The organism is Amorphoplanes friuliensis DSM 7358, from assembly GCF_000494755.1.
Lineage (GTDB): Bacteria > Actinomycetota > Actinomycetes > Mycobacteriales > Micromonosporaceae > Actinoplanes > Actinoplanes friuliensis.
The window spans coordinates 9,207,637-9,232,046 of record NC_022657.1; the positions used below are offsets into that span (position 1 = coordinate 9,207,637).

At 66.5% G+C, this 24,410-nt stretch carries 27 protein-coding genes, 1 tRNA gene and 1 pseudogene; 17 read left to right on the plus strand and 12 right to left on the minus strand.

Annotated elements, in window-relative coordinates:
- The first annotated feature begins 267 nt into the window (after positions 1-267).
- Both AFR_RS42465 and AFR_RS42470 read left to right on the plus strand, forming a co-directional pair.
- Entirely contained in the window at positions 268-654 is a 387-nt protein-coding gene (locus tag AFR_RS42465) for a YciI family protein (protein ID WP_238547211.1), read from the plus strand.
- Positions 591-1,832, plus strand: a complete 1,242-nt coding sequence (locus AFR_RS42470) for an RNA polymerase sigma factor (RefSeq protein WP_148308229.1) — start codon at positions 591-593, stop codon at positions 1,830-1,832. Before AFR_RS42465 ends, AFR_RS42470 begins: the two co-directional genes overlap by 64 nt.
- Here AFR_RS42470 and AFR_RS42475 read toward each other — a convergent pair.
- Positions 1,816-2,583, minus strand: a complete 768-nt coding sequence (locus AFR_RS42475; RefSeq protein WP_041841584.1) for a TIGR02452 family protein — start codon at positions 2,581-2,583, stop codon at positions 1,816-1,818. The genes AFR_RS42470 and AFR_RS42475 overlap by 17 nt on opposite strands.
- A 55-nt stretch (positions 2,584-2,638) precedes the next feature.
- On the opposite strand from AFR_RS42475, the gene AFR_RS42480 reads away from it, so the two are divergent.
- Positions 2,639-3,733, plus strand: a complete 1,095-nt coding sequence (locus tag AFR_RS42480; RefSeq protein WP_023563035.1) for an acyl-CoA dehydrogenase family protein — start codon at positions 2,639-2,641, stop codon at positions 3,731-3,733.
- Here AFR_RS42480 and AFR_RS42485 read toward each other — a convergent pair.
- Both AFR_RS42485 and AFR_RS42490 read right to left on the minus strand, forming a co-directional pair.
- Entirely contained in the window at positions 3,730-4,323 is a 594-nt protein-coding gene (locus AFR_RS42485) for an antibiotic biosynthesis monooxygenase (RefSeq protein WP_023563036.1), read from the minus strand. The two genes, AFR_RS42480 and AFR_RS42485, sit on opposite strands and share 4 nt — an antisense overlap.
- Positions 4,324-4,334: 11 nt before the next feature.
- Complete coding sequence (locus AFR_RS42490; RefSeq protein ID WP_023563037.1) at positions 4,335-4,847, minus strand: NADPH-dependent FMN reductase; 513 nt, start codon at positions 4,845-4,847, stop codon at positions 4,335-4,337.
- Positions 4,848-4,946: 99 nt separating this feature from the next.
- On the opposite strand from AFR_RS42490, the gene soxR (AFR_RS42495) reads away from it, so the two are divergent.
- The 5 genes from soxR (AFR_RS42495) to AFR_RS46580 are packed head-to-tail and all read left to right on the plus strand — an operon-like array spanning position 4,947 to position 7,500.
- Entirely contained in the window at positions 4,947-5,375 is a 429-nt protein-coding gene (gene soxR, locus AFR_RS42495) for a redox-sensitive transcriptional activator SoxR (RefSeq protein ID WP_023563038.1), read from the plus strand.
- 28 nt (positions 5,376-5,403) lie between these two features.
- The gene (locus AFR_RS42500) at positions 5,404-5,721 is read left to right on the plus strand and encodes a PadR family transcriptional regulator (protein ID WP_023563039.1); all 318 of its coding nucleotides are present in this window, start codon (positions 5,404-5,406) and stop codon (positions 5,719-5,721) included.
- The gene (locus tag AFR_RS42505; protein WP_023563040.1) at positions 5,718-6,578 is read left to right on the plus strand and encodes a hypothetical protein; all 861 of its coding nucleotides are present in this window, start codon (positions 5,718-5,720) and stop codon (positions 6,576-6,578) included. Before AFR_RS42500 ends, AFR_RS42505 begins: the two co-directional genes overlap by 4 nt.
- A 44-nt stretch (positions 6,579-6,622) precedes the next feature.
- A complete protein-coding gene (locus AFR_RS42510) occupies positions 6,623-6,970 on the plus strand; it encodes a PadR family transcriptional regulator (protein ID WP_023563041.1) in 348 nt (115 codons plus the stop codon).
- Positions 6,967-7,500 carry a hypothetical protein gene (locus AFR_RS46580; RefSeq protein ID WP_023563042.1) on the plus strand — a complete coding sequence of 178 codons (534 nt, stop codon included), beginning with the start codon at positions 6,967-6,969 and terminating at the stop codon, positions 7,498-7,500. The genes AFR_RS42510 and AFR_RS46580 overlap by 4 nt, the downstream gene beginning before the upstream one ends.
- 299 nt (positions 7,501-7,799) lie before the next feature.
- Here AFR_RS46580 and AFR_RS45700 read toward each other — a convergent pair whose 3' ends face one another.
- From AFR_RS45700 to AFR_RS42520, 3 genes are all read right to left on the minus strand, one after another.
- Positions 7,800-9,377 carry an ATP-dependent nuclease gene (locus AFR_RS45700; RefSeq protein WP_023563043.1) on the minus strand — a complete coding sequence of 526 codons (1,578 nt, stop codon included), beginning with the start codon at positions 9,375-9,377 and terminating at the stop codon, positions 7,800-7,802.
- A 367-nt stretch (positions 9,378-9,744) separates the two neighbouring features.
- Positions 9,745-9,827, minus strand: a tRNA-Ser gene (locus AFR_RS42515).
- A gap of 119 nt (positions 9,828-9,946) precedes the next feature.
- The gene (locus AFR_RS42520; protein ID WP_023563044.1) at positions 9,947-10,807 is read right to left on the minus strand and encodes a DUF1996 domain-containing protein; all 861 of its coding nucleotides are present in this window, start codon (positions 10,805-10,807) and stop codon (positions 9,947-9,949) included.
- A gap of 592 nt (positions 10,808-11,399) precedes the next feature.
- Between AFR_RS42520 and AFR_RS42525 the strand changes: the two genes are divergently transcribed.
- The 5 genes from AFR_RS42525 to AFR_RS42545 all read left to right on the plus strand — a co-directional run bounded on the left by AFR_RS42525 (position 11,400) and on the right by AFR_RS42545 (position 17,333).
- Positions 11,400-13,253: a ricin-type beta-trefoil lectin domain protein gene (locus AFR_RS42525; protein ID WP_023563045.1), complete on the plus strand. Its 1,854-nt coding sequence runs from the start codon at positions 11,400-11,402 to the stop codon at positions 13,251-13,253.
- The gene (locus tag AFR_RS42530; protein ID WP_041841587.1) at positions 13,250-14,638 is read left to right on the plus strand and encodes a ricin-type beta-trefoil lectin domain protein; all 1,389 of its coding nucleotides are present in this window, start codon (positions 13,250-13,252) and stop codon (positions 14,636-14,638) included. The genes AFR_RS42525 and AFR_RS42530 overlap by 4 nt, the downstream gene beginning before the upstream one ends.
- A gap of 91 nt (positions 14,639-14,729) precedes the next feature.
- Positions 14,730-15,695 (plus strand): NAD(P)H-quinone oxidoreductase, encoded by a 966-nt coding sequence (locus tag AFR_RS42535; protein ID WP_023563047.1) that lies wholly within the window; start codon positions 14,730-14,732, stop codon positions 15,693-15,695.
- Positions 15,696-15,812: 117 nt separating this feature from the next.
- A complete protein-coding gene (locus AFR_RS42540; RefSeq protein WP_023563048.1) occupies positions 15,813-16,472 on the plus strand; it encodes a hypothetical protein in 660 nt (219 codons plus the stop codon).
- Between the two features lie 213 nt (positions 16,473-16,685).
- Positions 16,686-17,333: a hypothetical protein gene (locus AFR_RS42545; protein WP_148308230.1), complete on the plus strand. Its 648-nt coding sequence runs from the start codon at positions 16,686-16,688 to the stop codon at positions 17,331-17,333.
- A 61-nt stretch (positions 17,334-17,394) separates the two neighbouring features.
- Here the strand turns inward: AFR_RS42545 and AFR_RS42550 are convergent, their stop codons facing one another.
- Entirely contained in the window at positions 17,395-17,625 is a 231-nt protein-coding gene (locus AFR_RS42550; protein ID WP_023563050.1) for a hypothetical protein, read from the minus strand.
- Positions 17,622-18,062, minus strand: coding sequence for a redox-sensitive transcriptional activator SoxR (gene soxR / locus AFR_RS42555; RefSeq protein WP_023563051.1), 441 nt, complete (start codon positions 18,060-18,062; stop codon positions 17,622-17,624). Before soxR (AFR_RS42555) ends, AFR_RS42550 begins: the two co-directional genes overlap by 4 nt.
- Positions 18,063-18,110: 48 nt before the next feature.
- On the opposite strand from soxR (AFR_RS42555), the gene AFR_RS42560 reads away from it, so the two are divergent.
- From AFR_RS42560 to AFR_RS42570, 3 genes and pseudogenes are all read left to right on the plus strand, one after another.
- Entirely contained in the window at positions 18,111-18,791 is a 681-nt protein-coding gene (locus tag AFR_RS42560; RefSeq protein WP_041843439.1) for a thiamine pyrophosphate-binding protein, read from the plus strand.
- Positions 18,792-18,796: 5 nt separating this feature from the next.
- A complete protein-coding gene (locus tag AFR_RS42565; RefSeq protein ID WP_023563053.1) occupies positions 18,797-19,675 on the plus strand; it encodes a transketolase family protein in 879 nt (292 codons plus the stop codon).
- A gap of 105 nt (positions 19,676-19,780) precedes the next feature.
- Positions 19,781-20,751, plus strand: a pseudogene (locus tag AFR_RS42570) (IS481 family transposase).
- Here the strand turns inward: AFR_RS42570 and AFR_RS42575 are convergent.
- The gene (locus AFR_RS42575) at positions 20,748-21,197 is read right to left on the minus strand and encodes a hypothetical protein (protein WP_023563055.1); all 450 of its coding nucleotides are present in this window, start codon (positions 21,195-21,197) and stop codon (positions 20,748-20,750) included. The pseudogene AFR_RS42570 and the gene AFR_RS42575 sit on opposite strands and share 4 nt — an antisense overlap.
- Before the next feature lie 58 nt (positions 21,198-21,255).
- Positions 21,256-22,386 carry an acetyl-CoA C-acyltransferase gene (locus tag AFR_RS42580; RefSeq protein ID WP_023563056.1) on the minus strand — a complete coding sequence of 377 codons (1,131 nt, stop codon included), beginning with the start codon at positions 22,384-22,386 and terminating at the stop codon, positions 21,256-21,258.
- 37 nt (positions 22,387-22,423) lie between these two features.
- On the opposite strand from AFR_RS42580, the gene AFR_RS42585 reads away from it, so the two are divergent.
- On the plus strand, positions 22,424-22,846 hold the full coding sequence (locus tag AFR_RS42585) for a PH domain-containing protein (RefSeq protein ID WP_041841589.1): 423 nt from the start codon (positions 22,424-22,426) through the stop codon (positions 22,844-22,846).
- Between the two features lie 6 nt (positions 22,847-22,852).
- Here AFR_RS42585 and AFR_RS42590 read toward each other — a convergent pair whose 3' ends face one another.
- Together AFR_RS42590 and AFR_RS42595 are read right to left on the minus strand one after the other, a co-directional pair.
- Positions 22,853-23,764 carry a rhomboid family intramembrane serine protease gene (locus tag AFR_RS42590; RefSeq protein ID WP_041841590.1) on the minus strand — a complete coding sequence of 304 codons (912 nt, stop codon included), beginning with the start codon at positions 23,762-23,764 and terminating at the stop codon, positions 22,853-22,855.
- 26 nt (positions 23,765-23,790) lie between these two features.
- Positions 23,791-24,321, minus strand: a complete 531-nt coding sequence (locus tag AFR_RS42595) for a peptidylprolyl isomerase (RefSeq protein ID WP_023563059.1) — start codon at positions 24,319-24,321, stop codon at positions 23,791-23,793.
- Positions 24,322-24,410: the final 89 nt, after the last annotated feature.

Genomic DNA, 24,410 nt, shown 5'->3' on the forward strand with positions numbered 1-24,410 from the left:
TCGAGAACCGGCGTGCTCACGGCAAGCGCGAGGGCGCCGGCGGCCAGGACACGGCCGGTGGACGGACGGGACAGCGAAGCCTCCGAGTTCGGCCCGGGGCTCTCGCGCGAATCCCAATTCGGTGCGGCCCGTGGTGCTGCCGTGCCGGTTGTCACCCGTTGAGCGGCGACAATGGGAACCCAGGCAATATTGGTAATTCCGTCGACCATGCCAACACACATTCGCCGTGCCGTTGTGCGGAACAGAAAAAAATGCTCCGGCCCCGGCGTGATCCGCCGCACGACAAGTGAATTTTCCTCGAGAGGATCCTCCTTGAAGACGTACCTGATCAGCATCTTTCAACCGGACGGGCCGCCACCCCCGCCGGAACAACTGGAACCGATCATGCGCGATCTTGACGCTTTGAACCAGGAACTCGAGGACACCGGCGCGTTCGTGTTTTCCGCCGGACTCGACACGCCGGGCACGGCCCGGGTGGTCCGGGCCTCCGGCGACGGCTTCCTGCTGACCGACGGACCGTTCCTGGAGGGCAAGGAGCATCTCGGCGGCTTCACGGTGATCACCGCTCCCGACCTGGCCACCGCCCTGAAATGGGGCGAGCGGATGGCGGCGGTGACCTCCCTCCCGATCGAGGTACGGCCATTTCACGCCTGACCGACGTTTTCCGCTCCGAGTACGGCCGGGCCGTGGCGGTGCTGACCCGCGTCCTCGGTGACCTCGACCTGGCCGAGGACGCCGTCCAGGAGGCGTTCGTGGTGGCGACCGAGCGCTGGACGGCCGACGGTGTGCCACCCAGCCCGGCCGGATGGATCATCACCACGGCCCGGAACAGGGCGGTCGATCGGCTGCGACGCGAGTCGGCTCGTGGTGCCAAGGAGGCGCAGGCGGCGCTGCTGTTCTCCGCCGAACCGGTCGAGGACCCGGTCGACCGGCTCCGGCTGATCTTCACGTGCTGCCATCCCGCACTCGGGCAGCCGGCGCAGGTCGCGCTGACGCTGCGGCTGCTCGGCGGGCTCACCACCCCGGAGATCGCCCGCGCGTTCCTGGTGCCGGAGCCGACCATCGCGCAGCGCATCGTCCGTGCCAAGGGCAAGATCCGGGACGCCGGGATCCCGTACCGGGTCCCAGGCCCGGCCGAACTCCCGGACCGTTTGCGGCCGGTCCTGGCCGTCGTCTACCTGATCTTCAATGAGGGGTACGCCGCCAGTTCCGGCGCCGCACTCGTCCGCGACGATCTGTGCGCGGAAGGGCTGCGACTCGCACGAATGCTCCGGGAAATGATGCCGGACGATCCCGAGGTGCAGGGTCTGCTTGCGTTGCTACTGCTCATTTTGTCGCGCCGGGCAGCACGCACCACTGTGGACGGCGCAATGGTGCGGCTGCGGGACCAGGACAGGTCCCGATGGGATGCCGCGCTGATCGCGGAGGGCCAAGATCTGGTACGCGACTGCGTGCGCCGTGGACGCCCCGGCCCGTACCAGCTGCAGGCCGCGATCAACGCCGTGCACAGCGCCGCGCGGGACGTCTCGACGACCGACTGGGCCGCGATCCTGCACCTCTACGACCAGTTGCTGCTCGTCGCGCCCACACCGGTCGTGGCGCTCAACCGCGCCGTGGCGATGGCCGAGGTGGTGAGCCCGGGCGCTGCGCTCGCGGTGGTCGACGGACTCGACCTGGACCGGTACTACCTGTTCCACGCGATCCGCGCGGACCTGCTGCGCCGGCTGGACCGGACGGACGAGGCCCGCGTCGCCTACGAGACCGCTGCCGGTCTCACCGCCAACGAGGCGGAGAAGTCGTTCCTGCTCGGCGCGATCAGAACACCCTCGTGAAGGCGTCACGGTTGGGGCCGAGGACAGCGAACACCACCTCGTCCATCGGCTGCTGCTCCAGCGCCAGCCGGAAGGCCTCGGCCACCGTCGCAGGGTCGTTGGCAAAAACGCCGCATCCCCAGGCGCCGAGCACGATCCGCCGATGCCCGTGCGCAGCGGCAACAGCAAGCACTCGCACCGCACGACGATGCAAGATCGCCGGAACGTCCGCGGCCAGGTGCGGCTGACTGCGCCGGATCGCCCCCAGGTTCGGGGCGGCCGAGGTCAGAAACGTGACCGGGTACGCCTCCGTGAGCAGCGTCCCCTTGTCGTCGCGGAACACCGGCACCGCGGGCGAGTAGATGACGCGGTCGGTGTAGGTCAGCTCGGTCTGCGCGCGGTGATGGGCGTAGAAGTCACCGGCTGCGCGCAGGCACGGGTACAGCGCCGACGCCCGCGCAAGGCTCTCTTCCTGGGCCTGTGCACCGTTGAGGAAACCACCACCGGGGTTGCGTGCCGAGGCAAATACGAGCGCGGCGACGTCACCACCGAGCCGTCGCGCGGCGATCAGCGTGGACTCGCCGGTGACCTCGATCCTGTTGCTGCCGGCGCTCCGGCCCTCCGGCAGCGGGTCCTCGGGCAGGTACAGGCGAGTGCCCGCGATGGCGGGGCCGGCGTCGATGCGTACCTGGTGGCCGCCGGGGTCGATGTACGAGCCCCGCTCGGCGATCTCCACGGTGTCCTTGGCGATGGCCCGCAATCTGCTGCTCATGATTCACCCATGATGGCGACCTCGGGGGTGCAGGTCACGCGAGATACTGAGCGTCATGCCGCTCTCGCTGCTCGACGATGTCCGTAAGCTCACTCCCGAGATCCGGGCACTGGCCCCGCAGATCGAACGCGACCGGGAAGTTCCTCCGCACCTGATCGGACGGCTCACCGACCTGGGGGTCTTCCGGCTGGCCGCACCCCGGGCCGCCGGCGGGCTCGAGGCCGGCCCGTCCGACCTCGTCGACGTCTGCGAGGAGCTGGGCGCCGCGGACGGTTCGGTGGGCTGGTGCGCGATGATCGGCGCCGCGACCGGGATGGCGCTGGGCCGCCTGCCGCAGGACACCGCCGCTGACCTGCTGACCGACCCACGCTTCCTGATCGCCGGTGTCGCCGCCCCGATGGGCCGGGCCGTACCCGTGGACGGCGGATTCCGGGTCACCGGCCGCTGGCCCTTCGCGAGTGCCTGCCGCCACGCGACCTGGCTGGTCGGCGGGGTGATCGTCGCCCCCGGCGACGTCCGGCTGGCTGTCATGGCAGCGGGCGAGCTCACCATTCACGACACGTGGGACGTCGCCGGATTGCGGGGCACCGGCAGCCACGACATCGAGGCGGTCGACGTGTTTGTCCCCGGCGACCGGATCTTCTCGCTGGCGGCGGCACCCGTGCAGGGCGGGGCGCTCTACACGTTTCCGCCGTTGGGGTTGCTGGCGCTCGGGATCGGGGCGGTGGCGCTCGGGATCGCGCGCGCGGCGATCAACGACTTTGCCGAACTGGCCCGGAGCAAACGCAACCCGGTGACGGGTGAGGCGATCGCGGCGAAGCCTTCCGTACGCACAGCGGTCGCCGAAGCGGAGGCGTTGCGAGGGGCCGGCTGGGCGTACCTGAAAGGAGAGGTGGCGACCACCGGGACGGACCCGGACCGGCGGGCCCGGCTGCGACTGGCTGTCCTGACCGCGACCCGCAACGCGGCGCAAGCGGTCGACCTGGTCTATCGCGCGGCCGGCGGCAGTGCGGTTTATGCCGCGAGCCCGCTGCAACGCCACTTCCGGGACGTGCACGTGGCGACGCAGCACGCGATGGTCGGCACCGACGTGCTCGAGACGGCAGGGGCGGTGCTCCTCGGCGAATCCGTGAGCACCGCCCGCCTCTAGGGGGCCAACGTGGCGTGCAGGACGTAGCGGATGACGCTGACCTGGCGCACCCCCGGCATGGTCCGGACCCGGTCCCACAGCGGGCCGGCCGAGACCGACCCGCTGTTCGCCGCGAGAGCCCGGCGGTGATCCTCGGCGGTCTCCCACTCGGCGTAGTTCAGGACCTGCCGGCCGTCGGTGCTGATGTGGAAAAAGGCCCCGATCCCACCGGCCGGCAGGTTCCGATCCCGTTCCAGAGCCTCAAAAACCGCATCCACCCAGGTACGGGCGAGCTCCGCACTGTCGGTGTCGACACGGACGGCAACCATGGCCCCCGGCACCCGCCCGTCCTCGGATCTACTGCCGCGGTAGAGGTGATATCTGTCGCCGGCCCGCCCTGAATTGTCCAGTGCCTCCTCGTCGGTCCACTGTGAGTAGTCGCGGATGAGGTCACCGTCCGCGTCCTGGTAGATCGAGTACGAGAGCAGCCCGGCCGGCCAGGGAGCGCTCGTCCAGGGCTCGAGGATCTCTTCGACCTTCTCCTGCCTGTACTCGCTGGAAAGCACCACGCCTTTGCGCGCAGGATCGGGAAAGTCTCTGGTGAGCTGCATCTTCGCTCTCCTCAGGCGGTGACGTAGGGGCGGGTCTCGCGGGCTTCGCGCAGGGTCGTTCCCCACCAGGCCAGCCGGTCGAGCAGACGGCCCGCGGCGGCACCGCACTCGGACGGATCCGTGGGCAGCCCGTCGGATCCGAAGCAGTACCGCCCGCCGTGAAAACTGACGGTGTCGCGCACGGTGACCGCATGCAGCTCGGCAAAAACCGGCCGCAGATGTTCGACCGCGCGCAGCCCACCGGACAAGCCGCCGTACGAGACGAAGCCGACCGGTTTGGCATGCCATTCGCTGTGATGGGCGTCGATCACAGCCTTGAGCGGCGCGGGGTAACTGTGGTTGTACTCCGGCGTCACGACCGCAAAGGCGTCGGCGAGCCCGAGTCGTCCGGTGACGGTCTCCTCGTCGGCCAGGTCGACAACGTCGACTTCCAGGTCGCTTCGACCACGCGCCTCACCGGCGAACCAGGCAGCAACAGTCGGCCCAAACCGTCCCTCCCGGGTACTGGCAACGATGACGGCCATACGGAGCGGCTTTGCAACCACGAGTCCTCCTAGGTCGGTGTTTCCCGAACGCTAAAACCCCAACTAATGTTGAGGTCAAGCGATCGGAAGGCGCGCCCCATGGAGTTGTCCGTCGGCGAACTGGCCGCCCGCAGCGGCGTCGCCGTGTCAGCGCTGCACTTCTTCGAACGCCAGGGCCTCATCGCGAGCACCCGGACCGCCGGCAATCAGCGCCGCTACCGCCGCGACACACTGCGCCGAGTGGCGTTCATCCGCATCGCCCAGCGTGTGGGCATCCCCCTGAAGGAAGTCGGCGCGATCCTCGCCCTGCTCCCCGACAACCGCACACCGACCCGCGAGGACTGGGCGCGGGTGTCGGAATGCTGGCAGGCCGAACTCGACCGCCGCATGCGCCACCTCGAACAACTCCGCAACGACTTCACCGGCTGCGTGGGCTGCGGCTGCATGTCGATCGACCGCTGCCCCCTGATCAACCCGAACGACAAACTCGGCCGCGAAGGACCGGGCCCGCGCCGCCTGCTCGCATAAGTAGTTGAGCTACATATATAGTCACCTGATGCGAGAGGCAACGTACTTCATCCTCGCGGCACTGCAGGACGAGCCGCGGCACGGCTACGCGATCATCAAACAGGCCTCGGTCCTGTCACAGGGCCGGGTCAAGCCGGCCACGGGAACCCTCTACACCGCCCTGGACCGGCTGACCGAAGAAGGCTTCATCCACGTCGCCAACGAAGAAGTCGTGAACGGCCGCGCCCGCCGCTATTACGCCCTCACCCCGACAGGCCGCACGGCCCTGCAGGTTGAAGCCGCCCACCTGGCCGAAGCAGCCCGCGTGGTCATCGGCCGCCCCCGCCCCGCGGCAGGCCTCGCATGACCCACGACCTCGAACTCCGCTACAGCCGCCTCCTGCACCTCTACCCGTCCGAATACCGCCGCGCCCGAGGTGCGGAAATCCTCGACACACTGCTGTCCTCGGCCGAGGAAGGCCGCGCACACCCTGCGCCCCGGGAACTGTTCGCCCTGGTCCTGGGCGCCCTCCGCGTCCGCGCCGGCCGCGGATCCCACCGCAGCGTCCGCCAGAGCTGGCTGGCCGCATGCCGGGCCGCCGCGCTGATGCTGCTCGTCTACGCCGTCGCCGACACAACGATGCACCTGGCCATCACCCTCGCCTACCGCATCCGCCCAGCAGCCCTGATCCTCGCGGCGCTGGCCGTCGCTCTTTACGCCATGATCGCTGCCTTGCGGGGCCGCTACCGCACAGCGGGTTTGTTCGCCGCAGTCGCATTCCTGGTGGCGCTGGCCGAAATACCGAACCTGATCCACTTCTGGCAGCTCCCGCTGGCGGTGGTCCTGCTCGTGCCGCTGATGAAACTCCGCCCGCCACCGGTTGTGGGGCTGCTCCGGTATGCGCCGGTGGTGCCTGTTCTGCTTGTTGTGATCGAGCAGGGTTTGGCCCAGCTGCTGCCCGACATCGCGGGGATCCTTCGCTTCGGGGCTTTCCTGGGTCTTGCTGTTGGTGGGCTGATCTGGCTGGCCGTCGACGAACGGGTCGCGATGGCGTTGGGGCTACTGCTCCTCAACGGCGCCTTGATCCAGCTCGTGTTCATCCCCATGGAGCTGCCATTGCAGAACATTCCGGCGGCGTTGGCGTCGGTTGCGGTTGCTGCTTCGGTGCCTGTCGTGTTGCTGCTGGCCTCGGCGGGTGCGGCCCGCCGCCACGCCCGCCTCTGACTGCTTATTTCACCTAGGTTTGTTTCACCTAGTAAACTCAGTCCATGACCGAGCAGCCAGGGCGCATCACGGCGCCGCTTCTGGACGTCCTCGCGACGTTCATAGCCGCCGGCGGTAACGAGCTCCACGGTTGGGCCATCATCAAAGAGAGCAAGCGCGGCGGTCCTACCGTCTACAAAATTTTGGAGCGCTTGACCGGCATGGGCTGGATCACGGCTCGGTGGGAAGACCTCCCCACCGAGCCGGACCCATCGGAGCCGAACAAGCCGCGGCGTCGCTACTACAAGCTCACCGGCGAAGGCGCGACACGGGCCAAGGCCCTCCTCGCCGAACGCCGCCCGGCAACCACTCGAGCGACGCTCCGCCCGGCCCTCGAAGGAGGTCACCTGTGACCACCTTCTGGATCGGCATCGGCGTTTCCATCATCACCGGCGCCTTGGTGAATGAGTTCTGCGACGTCGCCCCATGGCTTGCCGCGCTAATGGTCCGCCTCGCCGCCCGCCTGTGGTCCGTCGGAGAGCACGAAGTGGCGGCCGCTTACGAGGAAGAGTGGACAGCGGTCATCACCGACTGCCCCGGCAAGCTGACGAAGGTGATCCGCGCAGCCGGCTTTCTGAGTGGAGCCGCCTGGAAAGCCTCTCGGTGTCGGATCGGAGCTTGGAAGCCACGTCGACGTGCAACCAACGAGTTCGTAGCGACCTACCGGATCACAGAGTCGACCGCCGGTCCTGTCCCGGGGCGCAACCTCAAACCAGGCGACTTGATGACCATCGAATTCGCCAATCGCGCGGACTACCGAAGTTTCCTCCGTAAGCACCCACACCTTCAAGGCATGGCGCAGGTGCACCCCTCTCCGACGAAGCGACAGGACAACCGAAGCAGGCGGCGCTTCCCTCGCAAGAGGACTTCACGATGGCTATGAATACGAGCCTTCGCTAGGCAGGAAGGCCCGTCTGGTCTCGCCACCTGCCACAGGTGAGCCGAGCACAAACCCCGCTGACAATTGGTGGGCCGGGTGTGCTGAGTCCCCTCAGCCCTGCCCAGGTCGGCAACCTTGCTGACCTGGGCAAGTGCGCGCCACTAGGGAACCGTCGATTAAAGCAACAATGCTGGGCGCCCTCTGGACCTCTGTACCTAATAGTGGACTGCTGTCAGTTCGCAACGTGACCCCTTGTGCGGCAGAAAAATACGCGCAGATTACAGGATCAAGCGCCGGAATGCTCAAAAAGGAGCCTGGCTTTGCTCGCTATCCTTTTCCACCGCCTCTGATAGATTCCACGCGCTTCCAAGACCATGCATCTGCTTCTCAATCGCTCTCAATGTGTCGATGACCGGTGCGGCCGAAGACTCGAACGCAGTCCGGGCTCTGGCTTCGTCCGCACGTATCCATGCCCAAACCTTCTCAACGAGCTTGCCCTTCGCCGCCTTTTTCTTCACCCCATCACCTATCGCAAGTACCCGAGACACATCTTCGGCGAAGTCGGATGGGTAGTAAAACTCAAAGTTGTCCTTGTCCCAATTGGCAAAGTGACTAGGATCCCATGTCTTATACGACTTCTTGAGTTGGTCAGTCGCTTCGCGGCCTGCCTCGTCTCCGTCCGCTATCACCCAGACACGCCCCTTGTAAATCTTCTCCAGGTGGGCAAAAAGAAACATTTCCTGGATATCGCGGAACATCGGCCTAATTCGCGACACGCCGGAGGCGGCAACCGTACGGAGGATTGCCAGGGACGGAGCAAATACCGGAATGAACCAGTTTCGAATCAAAAGCTCGGCGGTAGATTCTTCGAAAATTAGCCAGCCCTGCCCTAGTCCGAAGTCAGATAGTTCATAGCCAAGATCACGCAAGACGCGCAATCGGGATTCGGCGTCAGTGATCGCAGTATACGAAGACGTCGGGATTGCTCCGTCGTCGCTCGTCACCTCAACAACAGAGGTATCTGGGATAGAACCTAGAGCCGAGAGGACAATATTGCTATGCGTGCTGATAACGAATTGATTAGTATCACTGGAATTGATGATCTCACGGAGAAGTACCTTTAAGGCAGCCGGGTGCAGATCATTCTCAGGTTCTTCGATTAGGAACAGCTGCCCGGTTGCCGTGCTCAAGCTCGCAATCAGATTCAGCGCCGCGGCCAATCCTGCACCCATTGCTTCAATCAGAATCTCTTGATATCGAGTAATTTTCACCCCGAGAGTCTGGTTGTTGTTACTAGTGTTGATTACGCCGAAGTTGAGACCAAGCGCGCGCTTGCAAATGTCGCGAAAGCGTCGTGATTCTGGAAGGTCATTGGCGAGAAGCTCCGCTATCTTTGAGAATACATATGAGTCCTGGTGCCCGACCGTGGTGGCGTTGACGCGATTTACCTGCTGCTGCAACGTATGCGGTCGGCGTCCCGACAAAACCGGGAAGATGAGGTTGTTGGGCTCTGCGCTGGAAGCGAGCGACAATCCAATCGTGTTCTCGTCATCATCTTCCGCAACAAACTTTGAGAGCCCCGTATTGGTCATTGAAAGGGCGATTTTTCCGTCTCCATACTGGTGCGGAACTTCTTCGCCGCTAGCTAGATTGAGTCGAGGCTTGCCGACCAACTGCAAAACTAAGTGCATAACCGCACTGCCATGCCTAATATCACTATCCGCAAACGGAGCAGACTGCTGGAGCAAATACATAGCCCGTATAAGCGAGGACTTGCCCGAGTTGTTTCGCCCCACGAGCACGGTAATCGGCCCGAGTTTAATGTCGCCTGAATGTTCGATCGAGCGATAGTTCTCTACAGTAACGTGACCGAAAATCATTGCGCAGCTTCCAAGGAGGAGGGATTTTGCAGAACGCTACCGGACTCCCAATAGCCGACGCCACTTATTTGCCAGCCGATGACGAGCGGGTAGCAGGAACTCTATGCTGGAGCTAACCGATCGAGGCCTTGTTCAGCCTCCAAAAGCACCCAATCCACCTGACCAACAGTGCGCCACATTAAGGATCCGGCGGCGCGCTGGCCGGGGCCCCGGCGGTGAAGGGAGGACGAGACGTAGGCGCGGCCGAAACTTTGCCGCGTATTTGCGGCGAACAGTGAGCCGTAGCTAGCTCACCTGGGACTCAGTGAGACTCGCCCATCGGTGATGAAGGCCCCGCAAGTCAGCGGGGCCTCTTTCGGGTGCGGAGCGGAGGGCGTGGGATTCGAACCCACGAAGGTTTCCCTTACCGGTTTTCAAGACCGGCGCCATCGGCCACTAGGCGAGCCCTCCTGGTGTGGCTTGGTCAGTCTGCCAGACCGGCGCACGGGGGGCGGAACGGACATGGGGTCTGGCGCGGCGCGCCCCCGCGTCGGGCCAGACCCCATGCCCGTGGGGGGATGGGTGCAAGGTCAGGGGAGCTGGTAGTTCTCGTTGAGGACGGCTGTGGACGCCGGCTCGCGTTCGTCGTAGCCGCGGGCGTTGCATTGGCGGCCGGTGTTGATGCAGGCCTTGACCAGAGCTTCGAGGGTTTTGGGGTCCCAGGCGTTCATGAAGTCGTAGTGGAAGGTGTAGCCGGCGCCGCTCGCGAAGCGGACTTTCGACATGTCGCCGTTGACCGGCCAGGCCATTTTGAACTCCAGCATCGGGACGGCGACCGGGTGGTCGTCGGGGCAGGCGGCGCCGATCGGGTGGGCTTTGATGGTCGGGTACGCCATGTGGCTCTGGTGGTCGGGTATGTCGAGGTGGATGCCGTCCCAGCAGCTCGGGGCCTGGTATCGGATGTTGAGCTGGGTGCTGGCCGTTGACGGGCAGGATGCGGGGAAGTCGGCGTTCTTGTAGCTTTCGCCGCATTCGAAGCCTTCGACCGTGGCTTTGAGGAACGCGGCCGGGTCGGTGTTCTTGGCGTTGCCGACGACGAAGCGCAGGCCTGTGGGGAACGGCCGGACGGACGTGTAGTCGTTGACGCCGGTCTTGTAGTAGATCGTCTGCGCGCCGACCGGGTTGATGGCCCCGTCGCCCTTGTAGAGGGTCGGCATCCAGTACGCGGACAGGTCGCCCTCCGCCAGGCACTTCGTGTCGCCGGCGCTGAGCGATTCGGTGGTTGTCGCGGCGTTCGTGGTGGTGTTGCCCATGAACGTGTGGGAGTGCGAGGCGCCGGGCAGCTTGGGGAAGACGATCGGGTCGTCGGGCAGGTTGGTGCGGCTGACCGCACAGTTCGCCTGGAACTCATGCAACATCCGGTGCGCGGGCACTTCGATCGAGGGCTTCACCCCGGTCACAGGCTCGGGCGCCAAGATGTAGCCGGCCTCCGAAGAAGCTGACGGGGAAGCGGACGGGGATGCCGAGGCTGAAGACGTCGGGCTCGAAGTAGGCGAAGAAGCGGAGACCGACACCGAAGGCGCGGCCTGGACCCGCTTGCGGTGCGGCCGGTCCGACGCCGATGCCCAGGTGAGTGAGCCGGCAACGGTCACCGCCAGAGCACCCGCGACGAACGCGGACGGCCCGAGTACGCGTCGCCAGCGGAAGGGTCGCTTGTGCTGCATTAAGTGGTCCTCTCGGAGATCAGTGGCGGTGGCCGGTGCAGTCGCCCCAACCGCGTCCGCGCAGCTCAACGGCTCTAAGCGAGGCCTAAGAAACGCCGCCCGATCGGCTCAAATGCGTCCAATTTGTGTTATGCGGCCAACGGCTCTGATGCCGCTTAAGCGAAACTTATATTAAGTCTCTTAACAGGCGCCTGAGCTGCGGAAACAGGGCCTCTGAGCGCGGGCCGGAGAGTTGACACGGTATAGACCGCGGTGTTTATTGTTCGCTGCCTTACCTATCCCGGCCAGGCCCCCACCTTCGGTCAAGGGAGTCCCCACTTTGTCCACCCGTAGAAAAGCCGCCCTTGTCACTGCCGCCCTGGTCGGCGTCGGTGCCGGCATCGTGCTCGCCCCGAGTGCGTTTGCCGCGAACGAGCAGGTCAACGTCTATCTGACCACCACCAGTGACGGGGGCGGCCGAACCGTCACCCGTGGCCTGCAGCAGCAGACCCCGATCAACTTCGCGGGCAGCAGCGGCAGCGCCAACCAGACGATCACCGTGAACGAGAACACCACGTACCAGACGTTCGAGGGTGCGGGCGCCTCGTTCACTGACACCGCGGCCTGGCTCATCAACGGCAGCGGCGCGCTGTCGGCGGCCACGCGCAACGAAGTCATGACGAAGCTGTTCAGTCCGACCGCCGGCATCGGCGTCAGCGCGACCCGCAACGTCATGGGTTCGTCGGATCTCGCCCGGTCCAGCTACTCCTACGACGGCACGTGCTGTGACGTCAACGACTTCTCGCTGAGCCGGGATGTCGACGTGATGGCTCTGACCAAGCAGGCGAAGAGCCTCAATCCGAACCTGCTCGTCATGGGCTCGCCCTGGTCGGCGCCGTCCTGGATGAAGGACAACAACAGCTACGACCAGGGGTACCTCAAAGCCGAGTACTACAAGGCGTACGCGCAGTACTTCGTGAAGTACATCCAGGGGTACGAGGCTCAGGGCGTACGCATCAATTACGTCACCGAGCAGAACGAGCCGGGTTGCTGTCCCGGTTATCCGTCCATGCAGTGGAGTGTTTCGGGCCTGCAGTCGTTCGCCAAGAATGACCTGCTCCCGGCTTTGCAGGCGGCCGGTCTCAGCACGAAGCTGCTGGTGCACGACTGGAATTACAGCGATTACGACACCTGGGGCGCGCCGCTCGTCAACGACGCCGCGATCCGGAACCACCCCAATTTCGGCGGGGTCGGCTGGCACGGTTACGGCGGCGATCCTTCCAAGGCCACCACGGTACGCAACCAGTACCCGTCCATGAACCAGTATTTCACCGAGCACTCCGGTGGCACCTGGGTCGGCAATCAGCAGGCCGAGGACATGAACAACCTCATCGACTACACGCGGAACTGGGCCCGGTCGTGGACCAAGTGGAGTCTTGCCGTCGACCAGAACATGGGTCCGCACAACGGCGGCTGCGGCACCTGCACCGGCCTGGTCACCGTGCACAACGGGGACGGGCGCAGCGGACAGGTCGACTACACCATCGAGTACTACACGATGGGGCACCTGACGAAGTTCGTGAAGCCGGGTGCGGTGCGGGTCGATTCCACCGCCAATTCGACCGTGAAGAACGTCGCGTGGAAGAACACCGACGGGTCGAAGGCGCTGATCGCGTACAACACCAGTGGCAGTGCGCAGACCGTGAAGGTGAACTGGGGCGGGCAGTCCTTTGTGTACAGCCTGCCGACGAAAACTTCGGCCACGTTCACCTGGGGTGGCTCGCAGGGTGGCACTACTCCGCCCGTACAGAAGACGGGGTCGATCTCGGGTCTGGGCGGAAAGTGCCTGGACGTGACCGACGGCTCGACCACCAACGGCAATCTGCCGCAGCTCTGGACCTGCACGGCCGGCCCGAATCAGACCTGGACCGTCGGCAGTGACAACACCATTCGGGGCCTCGGGAAGTGCCTCGACGTGTCGGGCAATTCGACCGCGAACGGTGCGGCTGTGCACCTCTGGGATTGCATCGACACCGTCGCCAGCCAGAAGTGGACCGCGAGCAACGGGACCCTGGTGAACACCGCGTCCGGCAAGTGCCTGGACGTCAAGGACAGCAACACCGCGAACGGCGCCAAGCTGCAGATCTGGACCTGCACCGGTGCCGCCAACCAGAAGTGGAACGTGCCCGCATGAAGCGCCGGACAGCTTTTCTCGCCATAGCCGGAGTGGTCGGCGCTCTGGGCGTCGCCGGCGTCACCAATGCCATGGCTGCGACGACCGGCACGATCACCGGTCTCGGTGGCAAATGCCTCGACGTGACCGACGGTTCGACCGCCAACGGCAATCTGCCGCAGCTCTGGACCTGTTCGGGCGGCCCGAACCAGTCCTGGACGATTGCCGACAACGGCTCGATCCAGGGCCGCGGCAAATGCCTCGACGTGGCGAACAATTCCACGGCAGACGGCGGAACCGTGCACCTCTGGGACTGCTACGACACCGTGGCCAGCCAGAAGTGGACCGTCAGCAACGGCGCCCTGGTCAACACCGCGTCGGGCAAATGCCTCGACGTCAAGGACAACAGCACGGCCAACGGCGCCAAACTCCAGATCTGGTCCTGTACGGGTGCGGCAAACCAGAAGTGGACAACAGCTGCTGGTGGTGGCGGTGGTGGCACAACGCCTCCTCCCACGACTGGTGGCCCGGGTGCCAAGGCGGTCGCGCCGTACTACTACACCGGCTGGGGCAACCCGCCGAACCTCACCACCGTCAAGAACGCAACGGGCGTCACCTGGTTCACGATGGCGTTCATGCTCAACAGCGGTAATTGCGACCCGAAATGGGACGGCAGCCGCCCTTTGACCGGCGGTGCCGACCAGACCGCGATCAACACCATTCGCGCGAACGGCGGTGACGTCGTCATTTCCTTCGGCGGCGCGGCCGGGCCGTGGCTCGAGCACTACTGCACCAGCGCGACGGCGCTCGCCGGGGCGTACCAGAAGGTCATCAACGCTTATGGCCTCAAGGCGATCGACATCGACATCGAGGGCACGCCCTACAACACGCCGGCGGACCAGCAGAAGACCGTCGACGCCCTGAAGATTGTCAAGGCGAACAACCCCGGGATCACGACCTACATCACGCTCGGGAGCGGCACGAGCGGCCCGGACAACTCGCTGATCAACCGCGCGGCGGGCGCCGGCCTGCAGGTCGACGGCTGGGGCATCATGACCTTCGACTGGGGCAACACCACCGGCAACCAGGGATCCCTCACGATCCAGGCCGCCGACGCCCTCAAGAACAAGCTCAAGACCGCGTACGGCTACAGCGACGCGGACGCGTACCGGCACGTGGGCATCTCGTCCATGAACGGCATCACGGACGAGAAGGCCGTCGTGTCGCTGGACAACATGCGGGCCATCACCGCGTACGCACAGCAGCACCAGATCGCCCGGCTCACCTTCTGGTCGCTGAACCGCGACCGGCAGTGCTCCGGCGCGTACCCGAACGACGACACCTGCAGTGGCGTTTCGCAGTCCGCGTACGAGTTCACGAAGATCATTTCGGCGTACAAGGGCTGACGCCTCCGGATCGGAAGGCCCGCGGGCAGCGGTGGGTGCCGCCCGCGGGCCTTCCCCGTTTTTTGTCGTACGTGTCGGGCAAGCTGTCGGTATGCACGCGATCACGATCGAGCAGCCCGGCAGCTTCACCTGGGCCGAGGTCCCGGACCCCACACCCGCCGAGGGTGAGGTGGTCGTCGAGGTGACCGCCTCCGCGGTCAACAGGGCCGACGTGATGCAGCGTCAGGGCCATTACCCACCGCCCCCGGGCGCCCCGCCCTACCCGGGCCTCGAATGCTCCGGCGTGATCACCGCTGTGGGCCCGGGCGTCACCGGCCACCACGTGGGCGAGCGTGTCTGTGCCCTGCTTGCCGGCGGTGGTTACGCAGAGCAGGTCGCAGTGCCCGCGGGCCAGTTGCTGCCCATCCCGCAAGGGCTCTCCCTGCAGGAGGCGGCCGCCCTGCCCGAGGTCGCCTGCACGGTCTGGTCCAACGTCGTCGACATCGCCCGCCTCCGCCAGGGCGAAACCCTGCTGGTCCACGGCGGCGGCGGTGGCATCGGCACCTTCGCCATCCAGCTCGGCAAGGCCCTCGGCGCCACCGTGATCGCCACCGCCCGCGAGTCCAAGCACGCGCAGCTCAAAGATCTCGGCGCCGACCTGACCATCGACTACACCAGCACCGACTTCGTCGAGGCCACCCGCGACTTCACCGACGGCCGCGGCGCCAACGTCATCCTCGACATCATCGGCGCCAGATACCTCGACAAGAACGTCGCGGCCCTCGCCCCCGACGGCCGCATCGCCATCATCGGCATGCAGGGCGGCCGCCGCGGCGAGTTCGACCTCGGCGCCCTGATGACCAAACGCGGGTCGATCTCCGCCGCGACCCTCCGCGCCCGCCCGATCCCCGACAAGGCCCGCATCGTCCGCGGCGTCCACGAACGCATCTGGCCCCTGGTCGGCGCGGGCACCATCCGCCCGATCATCGACCGCACCATGGCGATGAGCGAGGCCGCCGAGGCCCACCGCCTGATGGAGAGCAGCGACCACATCGGAAAGATCCTGCTCCTGCCCTGACCCACCAGGCGGAAAGCCGATTGGCGACGGGTTCGACCCATTGGTCCACTGTGTAGTCGTGGCCAGGTTGTTACCGTGCGTTCTTCCTACCCGCATCTTGTTGAAGGAGCCCGCCATATGAGGCGAAGCCTCGTCCTACCCCTGACCGCCCTCGTCGGAGTGGCCGCCATCGTGCCGATCTCGGTCGCAGCCGCCTCCTCGACCCCACCGAAGGCCCTCGACGTCGTTGTCCCACCACCGGTCGAAGAGCGTTTCGGCGTCGTCCGCTACGACACCGCGGCGCAGCGCTGGGGTGTCCTCAACAACGCGACATTCCAGAGCAGCGGACTCGGCTCGGTCTCCTGCTCCTCGAGCACGGGAATCCTCACGGTCGGCTTCACGCCGCTCGGCACCATCGGAACGTTCACGGTCGACGAAGATGACGCCTACGCCGGTCGCTACGACGCGGGGGCGGCGCTGACCACGCGAAGCATGGCAATCACCTTCCGCAAAGCCACCACCGGCGCGGTCGTGAAGTGCAACGCCTCCGAGCTCCGCATCGCCAACAGCAGCCTGCAGGTGTGGGTCAAGGGCGCCGCGGCGGTTCCGCCCACGACCGTGCCTACCAGCCCGACGCGGCCCGGCCCCGCGTCGCCGACGGCTCCTCCGACCGAGACGACCGGCCCACCGACACCGCCGCCGACCACTCAGCCGACCATCACCCCACCGACCATCGACCCCGGCACCGACCCGGAGGACACCCCGCCGGCCTTCCCCACCCCGCCGCCCCTCGGCTAAGGGGTCACGAAGACCAGGCGAGTCTGCGGCGAGGATAAAAGACCGCATCGCAGGCGGTCCGGAAGGTCGGATAGCGGTAGGCGTTCGTACCCGACCTTCCGGACCGCGCTGCCGGCCGCTGCGGCGCAGCTGCGGGCTGCCGCATCGGAAGGCCGGAGCTCGGCCCGCCTCACGCCGTGATGACGCCCTTGCACTCAGAGCTGGGTAACGATCATGATCGCGGAAATGCCGAAACGAATGCGCTGGCTTGCGGTGGGGGTGCTCTCTTCGGTGGCAGTTGGAGGCTGCGGGCCGAATGCTGCTTCGGTGCCGGAGGGTGACGCGACAGTATCCGCCGTTGCCAGCGGTCCGGCGACCGGCACGGCTGCCACGGCGTCCTCGCCTGCGGCAGCCGGTCCACCTTGGTATTCAGTGGCCGGTGAAGCGCCTGAGATCTCCGGCGCCGTACACAGGACGAACAGCCCTTTTGAAAGCCAGGACTGGATCAATGATGCCGCCCGGTTCCATCGGGCCTGGCTCTACACCGGCAGGATCCGAATCGTCGAAGTCGACATCAACCGCGCTGATCCGACCGCCAACAGATGCGCCGAGATGCGAGAGACCGAGAGCAAGCTTCGACCGCTCGGCCACATCGTTGTGCCATTGCAGGGCGTCGCGGACGGTGGCATAGCCATTGTTGATCGGGTGAAGAAGGGCGCCGATGGCCCAGCCGTACGGACCTACGCCTGCTCAGGCAATGCGATCGTGAGCGTGAGCATGCTTGTCGAAGGAGTGATCGGCGGCGAGGCGGATCTCACGGCGCGTTCGGCTGAGCTGACAGCCGTGCTCACCGAAGTGCTCGCTGACCTACGCCCGCGATAGCGGGCCAGCCTGCTGCTTCGACCTGCGCGACAAAGGCCCGCCCGAAAACATCTCGCGACCGTCATCCGAGCGGTTGGATGCTCGTTCGTTTCACGATGGCGGCGAGGATCGCCGGCGGGACGGACCTCGGGTCCTGCACGGTGAGGTCCTCTGGGGCGTAGACGCCGGCACTCGTCTCCGGATGCACCACGAGGACACCGCCGACCGGGAGGAAGCCGACCACCTGCGCAAACGCATGCGTGGCCCCCTCTTCGGGGTCCAACGGCACGGTGACGATCAGCCCCTCCTTCATGCCGGAGGGTTGAGGATCATCTGAGGGCCCTTTCCGCGTTCCGCGAGGCGGTCTTCGGGGTTGATGAGGTTGCAGCGTTGCAGGCTGAGGCAGCCGCAGCCGATACAACCCGTCAGCTGATCGCGGAGCCGTTCCATGATGGCGATACGGTCCTCGAGCTTGCGACGCCACCGGGCCGACAGCCGGGCCCAGTCCGCCTTCGTAGGCGTCCGGCTCTCCGGGAGAGTTGCGAGCGCGGAACGGATCTCCTCCAGTGACACTCCGACCTGCTGAGCGATCCGGATGAACGCGATTCGCCGCAGCTCATGCCGTTCGTACCGGCGCTGATTCCCTCCGGTACGCGTAGAGCGGATCAACCCTTCGCGTTCGTAAAAGCGCAGCGCCGATGGGGACACGCCGCTGCGGGCGGCCATGTCGCCGATGGTGAGGAGTTCCACTTCGAACGTCCTTGAGTTGAAGTGAACTTTAACTTGCAGTCTGAGAATATGACCGTCACAGCTGTAAGGCCAGACCTGCTGGGCACGCTGCTGACCCGCGTGACCGGCGATGAGAAGCACGCGCCCAGTGCGTTTTCGACGCTTGATGTGCTCTGGGTGCTCTACGACCGCATTTTGCGGGTCACTCCTGAGACCGTGGACGAGCCGGACCGGGACCGGTTCCTGTTGTCCAAGGGGCATGGGCCGGCCGCCTATTACGCCGTCCTCGCCGCCAACGGGTTCATTCCTGTCGACTGGCTCGACGATCTCGGGGGCGCCGACAGCCACCTCGGTCATCATCCGGACCGCGTGCTGATTCCCGGTGTTGAGATCGGCACCGGGTCGCTCGGGCACGGGCTGGGCCTGGCCGTCGGCACCGCGTTGGGGCTGCGTGCGCAGGGTTTTGATTCGCGGACGTTTGTGCTGGTCGGTGACGCCGAACTGGACGAGGGTTCCAATCACGAAGCTATCGCCTACGCCGCCGCGGCAAGGATTCGTTCGCTCACGGCCATCGTGATCGACAACCAGTCCTCGACACACGGCTGGCCGGGTGGGATCGCGAGCCGGTTCCCCGGATGGACGACCTCCATCGTGGATGGACGTGATCACGACGCCATTGAGCATGCCCTGTCGGAGAAGGACCGGGATCGGCCGCATGTTGTTGTTGCCGCTGTTGAGAAGAAGGGCTGAGGACCGTGCGGGAGACCTTCGTTGCCACCACCAGTGCGCTGCTCGACGAGGATCCGCGGACCGCCGTGGTGCTCGCTGACATCTCCACGGACGCGTTCCGGCCTGCGCAGCGGAAACATCCTGACCGGGTGCTCAACGTCGGCATTCGGGAGCAGCTCATGGCCGGGGTGGCCGGTGGGCTCGCGCTGACCGGGCTGCGGCCGTTCGTGCACTCGTACGCGCCGTTTGTCATCGATCGGGCCTATGAGCAGATCAAGCTGGACTTCGGGCATCAGGACACCGGGGCGGTGCTGGTCAGCATCGGTGCTTCCTACGACGCGTCGGCTGAGGGTTACACCCATCAGTCGTCCGGGGACGTTGCCCTGCTGGACACGCTCGAGGGGTGGACCGTGCACGTGCCGGGTCACCCGGACGAGGTGGCGGCGGTGCTGCGTGCGGCGGCCACGAACGACGACCGGGTCTACGTGCGCCTTTCCACCCAGCAGAACAGCCAGGGGTACGCCCCCACAAGCGACCTGCAGGTGATGCGCCGCGGCTGGGCCGGCGCCCCGGTGGTGCTTGCGGTCGGGCCGATGCTCGACCCGGTGCTCGACGCGACGCGGGACCTGGACGTCACCGTGGCGTACACGATGACACCTCGGCCGCTGGACGGTCGCGGGCTGCGGGAGCTGGTGAGCCGCGAGGTTGTCGTGGTCGAGCCGTACCTGGCCGGCACGTCGAGCCGGCTGGTGGCAGCGGCCCTGTCCGACGTACCTCATCGGGAGCTGCACCTCGGCGTGGGCCGCGCGGAGCAGCGGCGTTATGGGACCCCGGCGGACCATGCGCGGTGGCACGGCCTCGACCCCGCGGGTCTGCGCGAGTCGATCACCGGTTTCCTGAGCTAGGTGTAGTGCCCATGAGCGTTGTTGACACGGCGTGGCGGCTTGATCAATGAGAAGACCTCCGGCGAGGTGGAAGTTGCGACGCTTTCACCGAGACCGGAGGTCTTCATGGCCCACCGTAATGCCCGCCTGACCCTGCACGGACGACGCCTGCTCATCCAGCGTGTCGTAGCCGATGGCCGCCTGTCGCGCACGTGGTCGAAGAACTCGGCTGCTCCCGCGCCACCGGCTACAAATGGCTGGCCCGCTGGCGAACCGAAGGTGATCCCGGCCTCGCTGACCGGCCCAGCACCGCGCATCGACTACCCAGCAAGACCAGCCCTTCGGCCGAGGCCCACGTCTGCGAGCTACGCCGGCAACTCAAACGCGGTCCCCGCCGGCTCGCAGCACTGCTGGACATGCCCGCCTCCACGATCCACGCCGTACTCACCCGCCACGGCCTGCACCGCCTGACCTGGCTGGATCGACCCACCGGCCAGATCATCCGCCGCTACGAACGCGAACGGCCCGGCGAACTCATCCACGTCGACGTCAAGAAAATCGGCCGACTCCGTGACGGCGGCGGATGGCGCGTCCACGGCCGCGACAGCCTCGAACACCGCCGCGCCCGCACCAGCACCCGTATCGGCTACGAATACATCCACGCCGCGATCGACGACCACACCCGGCTGGCCTACGCCGAAATCCACCCCGACGAGAAAACCGGCACCTGCGCCGCGTTCCTGCACCGCGCCGCCGAACACTTCGCCGACCTCGGCATCCCGACCATCGAACGCGTCATGACCGACAACGCCCTGGCCTACCGCCGCGGCCATGCCTGGCACCAAGCCCTGACCGAACTCGGCGCCCAAGCCCGATTCACCCGCACCTACCGACCACAAACCAACGGCAAAGCCGAACGCTTCAACCGCACCATGGCCGACGAATGGATCTACTCCCGGCCCTTCACCAACAGCCAGGACCGCGCCGACGCCCTACCCGGCTGGCTCCACACCTACAACTACCATCGAGCCCACACCGCGCTCGGAGACAAGCCACCCATCACCCGCGTCAACAACGGTCCTGGTCGCTACAGCTAGGCGGCGGTCAGCTGGGTGGAGGTGCGGCGCTCGCGGAAGACGTGCTTGAGCAGCGCGTCGAAGTGCCACACCTGCTCCGGCTCGGCGAGGCGCATCCGGAAGCGTTCCCGGACGCCGTCGACCGCCGTTGCCGCGACATCCAGGGCGGACGTGCGGAGGTCCGGGTTCCAGGTGACGTTGCTCAGGTGGCGCAGGTTTGCGTTCAGGTGCAGGCGGAGCCGGTGCAGCACCCGGGTCTCCTGGGTGATCACCAGCCGGCGGTAGGTGAGGAGGAGCAGGAAGTCCCCGGCCAGCGGCCGGTCCGGGCTCACACATCTGGTGACCAGAACGGTGGCGTCATCCGGTTCCACACAGCGGCGGAAGATCGGCATGTGCCGGCTCACGGTGGGGATCGCGACCCCGGCTTCGGCGGCGGCTGGCAGGAACGTACGGGAGAACACGTCCATGTGGCGTTTAACGCGGTGCTCCGGGGGAAGCTGCGGCCACTACACGATGAATATCGGATTACAGAAGCTCGACCACCGTGGCGTTGGCCATTCCTCCGCCTTCACACATGGTCTGCAGGCCGTAGTGCACGCCGGTCTGTCGCATGTGGTGCAGCATCGTCGTCATGATCCGTGCGCCGGAGGCACCGAGCGGGTGACCGAGAGCGATCGCTCCACCGCGCGGGTTGAGGCGCGCCGGGTCGGCACCGGTCTCCGCCAGCCAGGCGAGCGGCACGGGCGCGAACGCCTCGTTCACCTCGTACACTCCGATTTGATCAAGGGTGAGACCCGACCGGGCCAGCGCTTTTGCGGTGGCCGGGAGGGGCGCGGTCAGCATGATCACCGGATCGTCGGCGGCGACCACCGCGGTGTGGATCCGCGCGATCGGTGTCAGGCCGTGCGCGGCCGCCCAGCGCGACGTGGTGACAGCCAGTGCGGCGGCGCCGTCGGAGATCTGTGACGCCGACCCGGCCGTGACCACCCCGTCGGTCTTGAAGGGCGTCTTCAGCCCGCCCAGCTTCTCGATCGTGGTGTCGCGCCGGATGCCCTCGTCGCGGGTGACACCAGCGACCGGCACCACCTCGACGTCGAAGTCGCCGGCGTCCTGCGCCTTGGCGGCCGCGGCGTGGCTGGCCAGAGCGTATTCATCAAGCTGCTGCCGCGAGAAACCCCAGCGTTCCGCCATCATCTCGGCGCCGACACCCTGGTTGAAGACCGACGTGCCGTAACGGTCGGCGATCGCCGCGCCGTACGGGTCGGCACCGGCCGCGCTCGACCCCATCGGCACCCGGCTCATCGACTCGACACCGCCGGCCACGACCAGATCGGCCTGCCCGGACAGCACGGTCGCCGCGGCGAAGTGCACCGCCTGCTGGCTGGAACCGCACTGACGGTCCATCGTCGTCGCCGGCACCGACTCGGGCCATCCGGCGGCCAGGACGGCGCTGCGCCCGATGTTCCAGGACTGCTCGCCGACCTGCGACACACAGCCCCACATGACGTCCTCGACGTCGGCCGGGTCGAAGCCCGTCCGCTCGGCCAGAGCCCGCAACACGGTCGCGGACAGGTCAGCCGGGTGAACCTCGGCCAGCCCGCCGTTGCGCCGCCCGACGGGAGTCCGTACCGCTCCGACGATCACCGCATCTCGCATACTGCCGACGGTACGCCGGGCTGCCATAGTTGTGGCCATGTCGCCTCTTCAGTGGCGGGTGAAGCCCGTTCTGCCGATCACCAAACTGCTGGGTGCGATCGCCGTGGTGGTGCTCGTCCTCGCATTCGGACGCCGCGATCCGGTGCAGTGGGTCATCGCCGCCGGCGTTGCCGTCGCTCTGGCCGGCTGGGCGGCCCGCGACCTGATCGCCCCGGTCCGGCTGAGCGCGGACACGAGCGGCATCACCATGCTCACCGGATTTGCCCACCGTCACCACGTGGCCTGGCCGCAGGTCGAGCGGGTACGCGTCGACAGCCGCGACCGCCGCGGCCTGCGCAGCCGCCTGCTGGAGATCGACACCGGCGACAGCCTGCACCTCTTCAGCACCAACGAGCTCGGCGCCGAGCCGGAAGAGGTGGCCGACGCCCTCAACGCACTCCGCTCGAACGCCCCGCTCTGATCGAGGTCAGGTCAGGCTGAGCGTTCGGTAGACGGCCAGGGCCATGAGGATCACGAAGATGGCGGCGGTGCCGAGGCCCTGGACGAGGTTGCGTTTGTCCTTGGGGGCGTAGGCGAGGACCGCTGCGACCGCGCCGCCGATCACCATGCCGCCGAGGTGGCCGGCGATGGAGATGTTCGAGATCGTGAAGGTGAAGATCACGTTGATGACGATCACCGGAAGGATCGGGGCGACGCTGAGGTTCAGCCGCTTGAGCAGCACGAAGATGGCTGCCATCAGACCGAAGACCGCGGTCGAGGCGCCCGCCGTCATGCTGTTGGGCGCCGAGAAGAGGTACGCCGCCACGTTGCCGCCGAGGCCCGCCAGCAGGTAGAGGCCGACGAACCGCAGCGGGCCCAGCACACGCTCGATGTCGCGGCCGAGGAACCACAGGGCGTACATGTTCAGCAGGAGATGCAGCACGCCGTAGTGGAGGAACATCGCCGTAAACAGGCGGTACCACTCGCCGTTGGCGATGCCGTGGACGGCGAGATCACCGGCCGGGCCGTAGAGGGCCGAGCCGAGGACCGCACCCCACTCGGTCAGCGGGGTGCTGCCGCCGAGCAGACCGCCCCAGCCGCCACCGGCGACCGCGCCGGAGCCGCCGGAGAGGATCGAGATCAGCCCCACGACGACGTTGATGCCGATGAGGACCCGCGTGGCCGTCCCGGAGCGGCCGGCGGCGCTCCCCCCGAAGGCGGTGCGCGCCGGCCGCTGGGTGCGCCTGCCATCGGCGACACATTCCGGGCACTGGTGGCCGACCGAGGCCTCGTTCATGCAGTCCGGGCAGATCGGCCGCTCGCAGCGGGTGCAGCGCACGTAGGTCTCTTTCGACGGATGTCGGTAGCAGACCGGCGCCGTCACCGGAGACTCACTCATGCCACAACGGTACCCGGACGGGGTAACTAACCGGCTGCGCGCTCGATCTCCACGCGCTCCACGACGACGTCCTCGCGGGGACGGTCGCCGGGGCCGGTCGGGGTCGTCGCGATCGAGTCCACGACCTTGGCGGACGCCTCGTCGGCAACCTGGCCGAAGATGGTGTGACGCCGGTTCAGGTGCGGGGTCGGTCCGACCGTGATGAAGAACTGCGAACCGTTCGTGCCCGGGCCCGCGTTCGCCATGGCGAGCACGTACGGGCGGTCGAACTGCAGCTCGGGGTGGAACTCGTCGGCGAACTGGAAGCCCGGGCCGCCGCGGCCCGTACCGGTCGGGTCGCCCAGCTGGACCATGAAGCCGGCGATGACGCGGTGCGAGATCGTGCCGTCGTAGTACGGGCCGTTGCCCTTCTGGCCGGTCCGCGGGTCGACGTAATCCTTGGTGCCCTCGGCGAGCTCCACGAAGTTGCGCACGGTCGCCGGCGCGTGGTCCGGGAACAGCTGCAACCGGATCGGGCCGTGATTGGTGTGCAGGGTGGCGTAAAGAGTGTCGGCCACGGGTACTCCCCCTATGTGTCGCGGTCGCCGGTCCGCTACAACGGGGCCGGCGCTGGACAGTTCTTTGCTGTTCGGATCCTCCCCCATGT

Excerpts from the sequence above, each read along its gene's own strand:
- AFR_RS42490 (WP_023563037.1), bottom strand. The coding sequence starts at position 4,847 with ATGGCCGTCATCGTTGCCAGTACCCGGGAGGGACGGTTTGGGCCGACT.
- AFR_RS42545 (WP_148308230.1), top strand. The coding sequence starts at position 16,686 with ATGATCGCGGAAATGCCGAAACGAATGCGCTGGCTTGCGGTGGGGGTG.
- AFR_RS42475 (WP_041841584.1), bottom strand. The coding sequence starts at position 2,583 with ATGAGCAGCAGATTGCGGGCCATCGCCAAGGACACCGTGGAGATCGCC.
- AFR_RS42560 (WP_041843439.1), top strand. The coding sequence starts at position 18,111 with ATGACCGTCACAGCTGTAAGGCCAGACCTGCTGGGCACGCTGCTGACC.
- soxR (WP_023563038.1), top strand. The coding sequence starts at position 4,947 with ATGGAGTTGTCCGTCGGCGAACTGGCCGCCCGCAGCGGCGTCGCCGTG.
- AFR_RS42500 (WP_023563039.1), top strand. The coding sequence starts at position 5,404 with ATGCGAGAGGCAACGTACTTCATCCTCGCGGCACTGCAGGACGAGCCG.
- AFR_RS42530 (WP_041841587.1), top strand. The coding sequence starts at position 13,250 with ATGAAGCGCCGGACAGCTTTTCTCGCCATAGCCGGAGTGGTCGGCGCT.
- AFR_RS42510 (WP_023563041.1), top strand. The coding sequence starts at position 6,623 with ATGACCGAGCAGCCAGGGCGCATCACGGCGCCGCTTCTGGACGTCCTC.
- AFR_RS42550 (WP_023563050.1), bottom strand. The coding sequence starts at position 17,625 with ATGAAGGAGGGGCTGATCGTCACCGTGCCGTTGGACCCCGAAGAGGGG.
- AFR_RS42585 (WP_041841589.1), top strand. The coding sequence starts at position 22,424 with ATGTCGCCTCTTCAGTGGCGGGTGAAGCCCGTTCTGCCGATCACCAAA.
- AFR_RS42540 (WP_023563048.1), top strand. The coding sequence starts at position 15,813 with ATGAGGCGAAGCCTCGTCCTACCCCTGACCGCCCTCGTCGGAGTGGCC.
- AFR_RS42480 (WP_023563035.1), top strand. The coding sequence starts at position 2,639 with ATGCCGCTCTCGCTGCTCGACGATGTCCGTAAGCTCACTCCCGAGATC.
- AFR_RS42535 (WP_023563047.1), top strand. The coding sequence starts at position 14,730 with ATGCACGCGATCACGATCGAGCAGCCCGGCAGCTTCACCTGGGCCGAG.
- AFR_RS42505 (WP_023563040.1), top strand. The coding sequence starts at position 5,718 with ATGACCCACGACCTCGAACTCCGCTACAGCCGCCTCCTGCACCTCTAC.
- AFR_RS45700 (WP_023563043.1), bottom strand. The coding sequence starts at position 9,377 with ATGATTTTCGGTCACGTTACTGTAGAGAACTATCGCTCGATCGAACAT.
- AFR_RS42580 (WP_023563056.1), bottom strand. The coding sequence starts at position 22,386 with ATGCGAGATGCGGTGATCGTCGGAGCGGTACGGACTCCCGTCGGGCGG.
- AFR_RS42470 (WP_148308229.1), top strand. The coding sequence starts at position 591 with ATGGGGCGAGCGGATGGCGGCGGTGACCTCCCTCCCGATCGAGGTACG.
- AFR_RS42485 (WP_023563036.1), bottom strand. The coding sequence starts at position 4,323 with ATGCAGCTCACCAGAGACTTTCCCGATCCTGCGCGCAAAGGCGTGGTG.
- AFR_RS42575 (WP_023563055.1), bottom strand. The coding sequence starts at position 21,197 with ATGGACGTGTTCTCCCGTACGTTCCTGCCAGCCGCCGCCGAAGCCGGG.
- AFR_RS42590 (WP_041841590.1), bottom strand. The coding sequence starts at position 23,764 with ATGAGTGAGTCTCCGGTGACGGCGCCGGTCTGCTACCGACATCCGTCG.